The 9,281-nt window shown below is 39.6% G+C and carries 8 protein-coding genes and 1 pseudogene; 6 read left to right on the forward strand and 3 right to left on the reverse strand.

The window, feature by feature from the left end:
* The 4 genes and pseudogenes from VB654_RS03205 to VB654_RS03220 all read left to right on the forward strand — a co-directional run.
* A pseudogene (locus VB654_RS03205) lies at window positions 1-317 on the forward strand (malate dehydrogenase); the annotation flags it as partial.
* A 346-nt stretch (window positions 318-663) separates the two neighbouring features.
* The gene (locus VB654_RS03210) at window positions 664-1,329 is read left to right on the forward strand and encodes a hypothetical protein (RefSeq protein WP_323211991.1); all 666 of its coding nucleotides are present in this window, start codon (window positions 664-666) and stop codon (window positions 1,327-1,329) included.
* Window positions 1,330-1,365: 36 nt separating this feature from the next.
* Entirely contained in the window at window positions 1,366-3,294 is a 1,929-nt protein-coding gene (locus VB654_RS03215; protein ID WP_323211993.1) for a hypothetical protein, read from the forward strand.
* A 10-nt stretch (window positions 3,295-3,304) separates the two neighbouring features.
* Window positions 3,305-4,681, forward strand: a complete 1,377-nt coding sequence (locus tag VB654_RS03220) for a DUF1802 family protein (protein ID WP_323211994.1) — start codon at window positions 3,305-3,307, stop codon at window positions 4,679-4,681.
* A 50-nt stretch (window positions 4,682-4,731) separates the two neighbouring features.
* Here the strand turns inward: VB654_RS03220 and VB654_RS03225 are convergent, their stop codons facing one another.
* The 3 genes from VB654_RS03225 to VB654_RS03235 all read right to left on the reverse strand — a co-directional run bounded on the left by VB654_RS03225 (window position 4,732) and on the right by VB654_RS03235 (window position 8,077).
* Window positions 4,732-5,094 (reverse strand): aspartyl protease, encoded by a 363-nt coding sequence (locus VB654_RS03225; RefSeq protein WP_323211995.1) that lies wholly within the window; start codon window positions 5,092-5,094, stop codon window positions 4,732-4,734.
* Window positions 5,091-5,423 (reverse strand): hypothetical protein, encoded by a 333-nt coding sequence (locus VB654_RS03230; protein WP_323211996.1) that lies wholly within the window; start codon window positions 5,421-5,423, stop codon window positions 5,091-5,093. The genes VB654_RS03225 and VB654_RS03230 overlap by 4 nt, the downstream gene beginning before the upstream one ends.
* 125 nt (window positions 5,424-5,548) lie before the next feature.
* Complete coding sequence (locus VB654_RS03235; RefSeq protein ID WP_323211997.1) at window positions 5,549-8,077, reverse strand: mannose-1-phosphate guanyltransferase; 2,529 nt, start codon at window positions 8,075-8,077, stop codon at window positions 5,549-5,551.
* Window positions 8,078-8,422: 345 nt separating this feature from the next.
* Here VB654_RS03235 and VB654_RS03240 point away from each other — a divergent pair, with 345 nt between their 5' ends.
* On the forward strand, window positions 8,423-8,611 hold the full coding sequence (locus VB654_RS03240) for a hypothetical protein (protein WP_323211998.1): 189 nt from the start codon (window positions 8,423-8,425) through the stop codon (window positions 8,609-8,611).
* Window positions 8,612-8,727: 116 nt separating this feature from the next.
* Window positions 8,728-9,147, forward strand: a complete 420-nt coding sequence (locus tag VB654_RS03245; RefSeq protein WP_323211999.1) for an SH3 domain-containing protein — start codon at window positions 8,728-8,730, stop codon at window positions 9,145-9,147.
* Window positions 9,148-9,281: the final 134 nt, after the last annotated feature.

Consider the following 9,281-nt stretch of genomic DNA (forward strand, 5'->3'; position numbering starts at 1 on the left):
CCCGCAACGGGGGTGCGGAAATTGTGGAATTGATGCGGACTGGGGGGGCATTTTTTGCCCCTGCTTCGGCTGCGAGTGTGATGGTGGAATCTATTTTGTTGAATCAGTCGCGGTTGTTACCTGTGGCGACATATTTACAAGGTGAATACGGTTTAGATGATATTGTGATTGGCGTTCCTTGTCGTTTGGGTTGCGGTGGAGTTGAGAAGATTTTAGAATTGCATCTCACCGATGGGGAAAGGGAAGCTTTGCAGATTTCGGCGCAATCTGTGCGGGATAATATGAATAGGGCGCAGGAAATTTTGGCGATGCAATAATGATTTAATCAGGCGATTAGAATATTGCTAACGCAACGCCAAGGGCGAACGCAGCTACACAAACAAAGTCCGCACTTCGACAAGCTCAGTGACCACCTACGCGGACTAAGAAAAATTAATGCTTTGGCGTGGGTGGTTCCGTGATTTCTAATTTTCTGAGCTATTTGATATTTATAATTTATGTGAATTTTATCTAAGAAATACTGTTATATATTTAAGTTATTTTAATTAATGAAGTTAGCTATTTCTCATAAATAGCGAGTAAATAAACAATGATATTTTCATAGCAAAATTGATCAAATCAGACTATGATAATAATTATTATTAGTCTAATAGGATACATGGTATGGGTGCGGGACAAAATCTTTTACAGGCTACCCAAGCTAAAACACGTCTGCTGCTGGCTTTGTGGGATTTGGGAGGAACACAGCAGGAAGTAAAAAAAGGTCAACTCACAAAGCGGATTATATCTAAGGGTAAGAAGGTAGCAGATTTTAAGCATATATTTGAAGAGTTAGAGGCACAAGGGGCGATCGCAATTTCTAAAACTGGATATTCTCTAACCTCTCCCAAGGGTTTGGAGGTTCTAGGTGAGGGTTTGAGAAGTGGTGATTTTAAGTTTGAAGGGACTATTGTTGGTACTTGGGCGGCGAATGCGTTAGTGCGGTGGATTAGTCAAATAGATGTAAGTGTTGGTACATCTGCACCAGTGAACGGGGTAGACACTGCAAAAATCGCTTCTTACGACGAGTTTAAATCTGTCGCATTGGAAGTCTACGACAAGCTGAACTATGAATATAGCTTTAATAATTTAGTGCCTATTTATCGTATTAGAAGAACAATAGGAGAACGAGTTAATCGTACAGAATTTAATGATTTTCTCCTGGAAATGCAAGCTGATGATATTTTTCAACTGCAAGGGGGAACAGTAGAAGATAGCGCACCCGACAAGATAGAAGATTCTATAAAAACAGCACTTGATGGCTTGCGCTGCTACGCAAAGCGTATCTAAATTGTTTGTTCCTTCACACCTTAACTTCAAATTACCATGACTGCTAACACATCTACCATTGATCAACTGATTCAAGAACATAACCCATTTGCAGGACATATTGTTGTTAGACCTCAGCAAATATGGGGTAAAAGTTTTCCTGATGTTCCCTCGATTAATGCTCATGCTTCTGATGCAGTATTTTATGCAATAGAACAAATTTGTAAAAAAGAACGTGAAACTGTCGGTATTACGATTACGGCTGAAAAGGGCTTAGGTAAAAGCCATCTTATGAGTCGCATTCGTCATCATTTACAAACAGAAGAAAGTACCTTATTTATTTACATGAGTAAATATGATGACTTAAATAAAATTAAGTTTCAAGTTTTACAAAATATTGCATCTAGTTTGAGAGCATTTGGTAATCAAAATGTGATGCAGTGGCAAGAAATAGCAGCAGCATTAATTAACGAATCTAGAGAATGGAAATATACGCCGCAGCAATATATAAAACACTTCCCAACTTGGTTGAATAAATATTCAAATAAATTAGTTGCACAATTAACAAAAGTTATTCTGCAAGTTAAACCTGAGATTAGTAACCCTTACATAATTCAGGCTATTTTGTGGACACTCTCCCCAGATCATGTTAATTATGCAAATTCCTGGTTATCTGGCTTGGAATTGACACAGGAAGATGCTAAAGCAATGGGTCTACCAAATCGACGCAAAGAAGATAGAGAATCTGAAGCATTAAATAATATTCGCCAAATTCTAGACGTAGTTAGTGATTATAAAATTCCGGTGATTTGTTTTGATGAGTTAGATATTGTTGATATTGCGGAAAATGGCTTCACAGCAGCACAAATTATTGCCAACTTGGTTAAGGATTTATATAACAATCTCAAAAGAGGTGTTTTCCTATTGGCGATGTATCCTGAAACTTGGAATGACCAAATCAGGGCATTACCACGAGCAGAAGCCGTTATGGATAGATTAGTAAGTGAGCAATTTGATAGACAACCAATTGAATTAAAATTTCTTAATTCCGATGATATTGTTGCCTTAGTAGGTCAATGGCTACAAGATTTTTATCAAAAATATCAACAAACACCGCCTCATCCCCTTTACCCCTTTGATGAAAAGCAACTGAGAGAATTTGGTAAAGGTAAACCTACTGTTAGAGCAGTTTTAAAGTGGTGTGCAGAGAATTTCAATCAGCCTATTGTTGATGGAACACAATCAGAAAAAACAGAGACGAGATCGACCAAAGAAAATTATACTCAATGGATATCCGATCTCCATGCTGTTAAACCATACTTCGATAATGAGTTAGCTAATGTAGAAGCTTCTATTGATTCATTAATGGAAGAAGAAGAAACAATTGCCGATGCTCTTTGGCTGGCTTTTAATAGTCTACTAGGTAAAACGGTAGAAGGAGTAATCATTGAAAAAATTGAAGAAATAGAGCCTATTGCAGAAAATGGTGGCTTTATAGATTTCAAAATTATCGGCAAAGTTATCGGTAAAAGAAATAAACTCAGGCTTGGAATAGATGTCGTTCAGCGAGATGGTAGAACAATCACTGCTGCATTGAGGCGATTAATTGATTACAAAACATTTGATTTTACTCGCGGTTGCTTGGTACGTTCAAAACAAATTCGTCCAGGTGCAGCCCAAGCGAGAAAACTGTTGAAAAAACTGTTAACAGAAAAAGGTGGAGAATGGGTAGGGTTACAAAGCCAAGATATTAAACCTCTTTTAGCTATCTGGTTTGTTTGGTGTAACAGAGAGAGTTATGAATTGACAGAAGAACAAATATGGGATTTTATTCAGCAGAAGCAACTAGCAATGAATAATCCTTTGATTCGAGAAATATTAAGTGATCCTTCTGGTCAAGAACCTACTAATTTAACCGATGATGGATTACCTATTAGTATTCCTCAGCCTATTACTACTGACGATTACATTGAACTAAATCTATAGCTAATTACACATGAATCCGATATTTTCACTTCCGAGAGGGCTGTGTTTACCCGCCCCTGATATTGAAGCGTTAATACAGGGGAGAACAATTGCAGCTTTAGCTCGGAAATTTCTAAATCGAGGAGAGAAATTTGCACTTTATCCGGCGGAATTTCCAGCTTTAATTAAGGCTTGGGCGAGATGTGAAATTTGCCAAATTTTAGATAACACTCAGCAATTAGAGATTTTATCTCAATTAACAATATGGACACCAGAAGCACTAAAGGAGAAACTACGACAAGAACAAAATATTTTTGTGGCTTACTTGCGAGTTTATAATTTAGCTGAATTTAAAGAAATTTCCGTTAATCCCGACATTAAAGAAAAAATAGGTAAATTTATCGGTTTATCTAATGTTACTGCTTCTGAAGCAAAACCAGTGTTAAGCGATCGCATCTTCGCCCAACGTCAACGCCAATTACAAAACCTAGAACCACCCAAACACCCAGAACTCGAAGAATTACAAAGTGCATTATCACAAATAACCAGCAAATATCCAGCCGTACAGCAATTAGATAATGAAATTAAACTCTTTTTAGGTTGGAGTGGTGAGACGCTAACTCAGTCTATTAATGCAGATTTAGACTGGATAAAAACAATTGCTGAAGTGGGAAATTCTAGTGATGGACATAAATTTGAAAAATTAGTTCGTAGAGGATTACTCAAGTTAGGCTTTACAGGTTCGGGTTTGAATCCAGATAGTACTGGTGGCGCTGGGGGATTAGACTTTTATTGTGAAACTCCATATCCCATAGTTGGTGAGTGTAAAGCTACCAAATCTGAAAAAGTACCCGATGGTACAGCAGCACAACTTGTTAAGTTGGGTTATAAGCATCTACAAGAAAAGTATAACCGTTGTATTAAAATAATTATGGCTGCTGGTGAATTAACAAAAGATGCTGAATTAACAGCTAATGGTAATCAAATGAACGTCATTCGTCCAGAAACTCTACAAAGATTGGTTGAATTGAAAGCAATACATTCAGGTTCGATAGATTTGCTAAAACTAAAACCTTGTTTGGAAGAAAAACCATTTGGTGAAGGTGCTGATGATAAAGTTAATATTTATATTGATAAAATTGAACAATCTATAAAATTGCGATCGCACATAATCCAGCTAGTAAAAAATTATCTGCAAAACTCAGGTAATAAATTTATAGGAGTCGAAACTTTACATGGTGTATATTTTGGTTCTAATCCGCCACAACCCCTAGAAACAGAAGAAATGCACGAAATTCTCATAGAACTTTCCTCACCCCTCACAGGCTATTTAGGAAGAGAAAAAGGAAAAGATTGGAAAAGCGATCGCTTTTACTTCTTACGCGACTTACCAACCACCACCAAATAACACAATTCTCTTACCTCTGCGTTCTCTGCGCCTCTGCGGTTAGTTAAATCTTAACCCAAAGTCAAAATACCAGCCTGAAAATTCACAACCAACGGCAAAATTTTCAGCCACTCTGAACCTAATAACACCTCTGTTATTTCATCCCCCGCACAAACAGGAATTTCATACTCCTGTCCATCCAATAAAACCTTACCTGAATAAATATTAAAATTTGTTTCTCCTTGTGCAGTTCGCAGAATTTCTTGGCGTACAAATAACCAATCAAGACCATCTAAATCTTGTTCATTAATTGCCATAAAGCCTGTGAAACCCGTATCTAAAAGGGCATCCACAGGCAAATTTAATCCATCATTATTAATAAATTCAATTTCAAAAAATAGCTGCCCCTCATTCCCAAAAATACCCTGAATCATATTCTGCCAGTAGCTCCAGTTTCGTTCAGGCAGAACATACAATGTACAGCATTTGGGTACTTCTCATGGGCTTTTTGACTAGCGACTTCTTTATCTTCATCAACGAAATAATCACCACTATTTGGCTCTACAGCAATATACCAACCATAGTGTTCTGAAATTAAATCAGGACGCACCCGCTCAAATATGGCGCGACAACGGCGATAAAATATTTCATCTTCAGCTTTACGTCTAGCCCGTTCCTCTGGTGTTGAAGTCAGTTCAGGAAAAATGCGCCCTCGCCTTAAGGATCGTTTCGGCGTTGATTGCGTCACATTATTAACCCTCATGATCAAGACTGCTTTAACTCAATTTTACGCCAATCACATCTTTTTTACTTTCTCCGAGATTTACATGAAAACAGCAGTCAGTAAACAGCCTGATAACTGATAACTGACCACTGATAACTGAATACTTACACCTCTGCTGGTTGGTATTCTTGTTGTCTTTCCACAAAAGTCTGTACACGGGTGCGGTAGTTCCTCAAAGTTTCATCTACCCAATCCCGATCATTACTATTCGCATATAAATGTACTAAAGGTTCACTAGCATCAGGTAAAACTAATAGCCAACTATCATCATAAGGTTGGCAAATTTTCACCCCATCAATTAACTCTAAATTTTGGGCTGGGTGTGTTTCGACCAAATAACGCATTAGCGCCCCCTTAGCAGTCCAAGGACAACGAACCGTATAACTTTTGTGAACTACACGGGGTAATTCTGAACGCGCTGTAGCAAGCGATCGCTCTTGAATTGTCAGCATCTCAATTAACTTCGCAATGCAGAACATGGAATCAAATCCCGGATGCAGATGGGGGAAAATAAAACCAGTTTCGCCACTACCTCCTAACACCACATTAGAATTTTTCTGAGAAGCTTCCATCAAAGCGGTAGGATTGGCTTTAGTGCGAATTACCCGACCATCATGACGACGGGCGACTTGTTCCACAGCACTGGAAGCATGAACAGGTACAACTACCGTCCCTCTGGGGTTAGACGTTAATATCATGTCTACCATCAGTGCGGTTAAAATCTCCCCCCGAATGGCAAAGCCTGACTCATCAACTAAAATCAACTGTTCCCCATTGGCCGATACTTGCACACCAAAGTTAGCTTTCAACGCCTCCACAACATGACCTAGCTGAGTCAGCAATGCTTCCCGATCAGTCACTGACATCGCCGATTTATTCACACTCGCATTCAGCACCACCGCATCAGCACCAAATTTATCTAACATCAGGGGTAAAACTGCGCCAGACACCGCATAAACATAGTCAATTACGACTTTTGCCCGACTGTTGCGGAGAGTATCAACATTTAACAGCTTTTCAAAGGCTGTACAATAGCGTTCCATGACTTGGCTAGGATAAGCAACATCCCCAACTTCATGAATTTGCGATCGCCGCATATCTTCTTTAAAATAAGCTCCTTCAACTTTCTTCTCCAGAGCTTTGGTGATATTAATTCCCTTAGCATCCATAAACTCAATTAGGATATAATCAGGGCGATCTGGGTGTACTCGCACATGAATTCCACCAGCTACGGACATTGTAGGGATAACTGTCCGGGCTATGGGAATCGCTGTAGCATCGAGGTTTTGAATATCAATCCCTACAGACATCAAACCAGCAATTAATGAGCGAGTCACCATGCGAGAAATATTTCGCTGGTCACGAGAAACTGTGACTTTACAACCAGGTTTCAAGGTGGAACCATAAGCAGCACCCAACTTGACGGCAAATTCTGGAGTGATATCAATATTCGCTAAACCTTGGACACCACGTTGACCAAATAAATTTCTTTGGGCAGTGTTACCCCAAATCAAGTTAATGTTTAAAATTGCCCCTGATTCAATCTTTTTGCTCGGCCAAACCCGCACATTAGGACTAATTTGGGCTTCTTCACCGATAGTAGAAAGGGAACCCACTACAGCCGCTTCCAAGACATGAGCGCGACGGTCTACACGTGTCCCACGAGAAATGACGCAAGCGCTCAGATGGGCTTCATCACCGATAATTGACCCATTCCACAAAATTGGCCGCTTCAGGTTAGCATCAGCCCCAATAGTGACATTATCCCCAATAATGGTTCCCGCCTCAATCTGGACTCTCGCCCCAATGCGGCAATTATCACCAATCACGGCTGGAGTCTCAATATTTGCTGTGGGGGCGATAAAAGTATTTTGTCCTACCCACAAATCAGGAGAAACTTCTTTATAAGCAAAATCAAGTTTGACTTTCCGATCTAAGGCATCATACTGAGCTTCCCGATAGGCATCTAAGTGACCAACATCACACCAGTAACCTTTAGCAACGTAACCATACAAGGCTTCACCTTTTTCCAGCATTAAAGGAAATAAATCTTTGGAAAAGTCGCTTTCAGTGTTAGATGGCAGATAATCTAATACTTCTGGTTCCAGAATATAAATACCCGTGTTGACAGTATCGGAAAAAATTTCACTGCTAGAGGGTTTTTCTAAAAAGCGGCTAATATGTCCTTGTTCATCGGTAATTACTACCCCAAATTCCACCGGGTTGGGAACTCTGGTTAAAACTAAAGTGGCTTTGGCTTGTTTTTGTTTATGAAAGGCGATCGCCCCCGTCAGGTCAAAATCTGTGATACTATCACCGCTAATTACTAAAAATGTTTCATCTAAAAGTTCGGCAATATTCTTTACACAGCCTGCTGTGCCTAGAGGCTGGTCTTCCTCCACAGCATAGGTCATCTGCACGCCAAAATCGCTGCCGTCTTGAAAATAATCTCGCAGAACATCCGGTAGATAATGTAATGTAGCAATAACTTCTGTGATTTGATGCCGTTTGAGCAGATTGATGATATGTTCGGCAATAGGCCGATTGAGAATAGGAACCATCGGTTTAGGCAGATCACAAGTTAACGGTCGTAGCCGTGTTCCTGAACCGCCAGCCATCAGTACTGCACGCATAAATTCTCCTTAGCTATTTGCAGCTTATGCTGCTTACAGACCCGTGAGAGTGTATTTGATATTCTTTCTTTAGTCTGCTATGGATATTGGGATTTGAGTAACTGACCTAAGAAGCATCTGGCAAGAAATAAGCAAATCTACTCATTACTTTAACCTGTATCTTCAAAGACAATCAAACCGCTACGCGGAATCATGAGTCCTTGGTTTTTGTGTATCATGAAGTAACTCAGGTGTCGATATAATTAGAGATGTCGTACTTTTAACAGTATCGGTGCGGCATAATCTCAATGGTATGGTAAGGCTTAACTTAAATTTTCTCAATTACCAAAGGAGTCGATGAGAATTATGAACTTAATTGTTTTTGGCTTAATTGTGGTTTATGTCGGTGGTGTTTGGAAGTTATGGAGTGGGTTTGACCGCACTAATTTTAGTCAAACTTTACCTAACCGCCTGGGTTTATCATTGCTATGGCCAGCCTTATTTATTGCTAATAAATCATATCGCCGCAATTTTAGAAAAGCTTTAAAAGGCTAACGCCGCAGGGCGGAAGTCAAAAGTCAAAAGGGAAATGCCGATAATTAAAAGCCTTAACGGGTGACAAGAATATTTTGGTTTGTATTCATACATCTTAGACGTTGGCAGCTGAAATCATGGTTCGTTCTGTGTCAGCGATCGCGATCGCTAGTTTAATTGGTATCATTTCTCTACCCTCCCTAGCCCAACAACGCCAGACACCCACCCCTAATCGTCAAGGTGACTACAATTCAGCCTATACCATATTTCCTGATGGTAGTCAAGCTATATTATTGTCATGGTTCACTAATATTCGTAGTGGTAGACTAAACTGCCGTAGCGCCCCTGGACTAAATCAACGAGTTATCCAGCAATTTCAACCAGATGAGCTACTCCAAGTCAATGCAGGTGCGAATAACTCTCAAGAACCTATTATGCGGGACTCACAGGGTAATCCTTGGTTGCGGGTGAAGATAGTCAACAATCAAGGAAAAACTCAAGGAAATTGTTTTGTGAGAGCCAATCGACAGTTTATTGAACCAAATTCTTTAGAATGAATTTGTATCACGCAGAGACGCAAAGGTTAAGAGTTTGAGAGGATAACTATTATTAGTAGGTGGATTTTAATCTGTGAACAGTCATCAGTTAACACCAATTTAGGAAGGGACTTAAATATAATTAGGGCTTGCTG

Origin of the sequence: Nodularia sp. UHCC 0506, assembly GCF_034931045.1 — a bacterium.
Taxonomy (GTDB): Bacteria; Cyanobacteriota; Cyanobacteriia; order Cyanobacteriales; family Nostocaceae; genus Nodularia.

Excerpts from the sequence above, each read along its gene's own strand:
- VB654_RS03210 (WP_323211991.1), top strand. The coding sequence starts at position 664 with ATGGGTGCGGGACAAAATCTTTTACAGGCTACCCAAGCTAAAACACGT.
- VB654_RS03215 (WP_323211993.1), top strand. The coding sequence starts at position 1,366 with ATGACTGCTAACACATCTACCATTGATCAACTGATTCAAGAACATAAC.
- VB654_RS03220 (WP_323211994.1), top strand. The coding sequence starts at position 3,305 with ATGAATCCGATATTTTCACTTCCGAGAGGGCTGTGTTTACCCGCCCCT.
- VB654_RS03225 (WP_323211995.1), bottom strand. The coding sequence starts at position 5,094 with ATGATTCAGGGTATTTTTGGGAATGAGGGGCAGCTATTTTTTGAAATT.
- VB654_RS03230 (WP_323211996.1), bottom strand. The coding sequence starts at position 5,423 with ATGAGGGTTAATAATGTGACGCAATCAACGCCGAAACGATCCTTAAGG.
- VB654_RS03235 (WP_323211997.1), bottom strand. The coding sequence starts at position 8,077 with ATGCGTGCAGTACTGATGGCTGGCGGTTCAGGAACACGGCTACGACCG.
- VB654_RS03240 (WP_323211998.1), top strand. The coding sequence starts at position 8,423 with ATGAACTTAATTGTTTTTGGCTTAATTGTGGTTTATGTCGGTGGTGTT.
- VB654_RS03245 (WP_323211999.1), top strand. The coding sequence starts at position 8,728 with ATGGTTCGTTCTGTGTCAGCGATCGCGATCGCTAGTTTAATTGGTATC.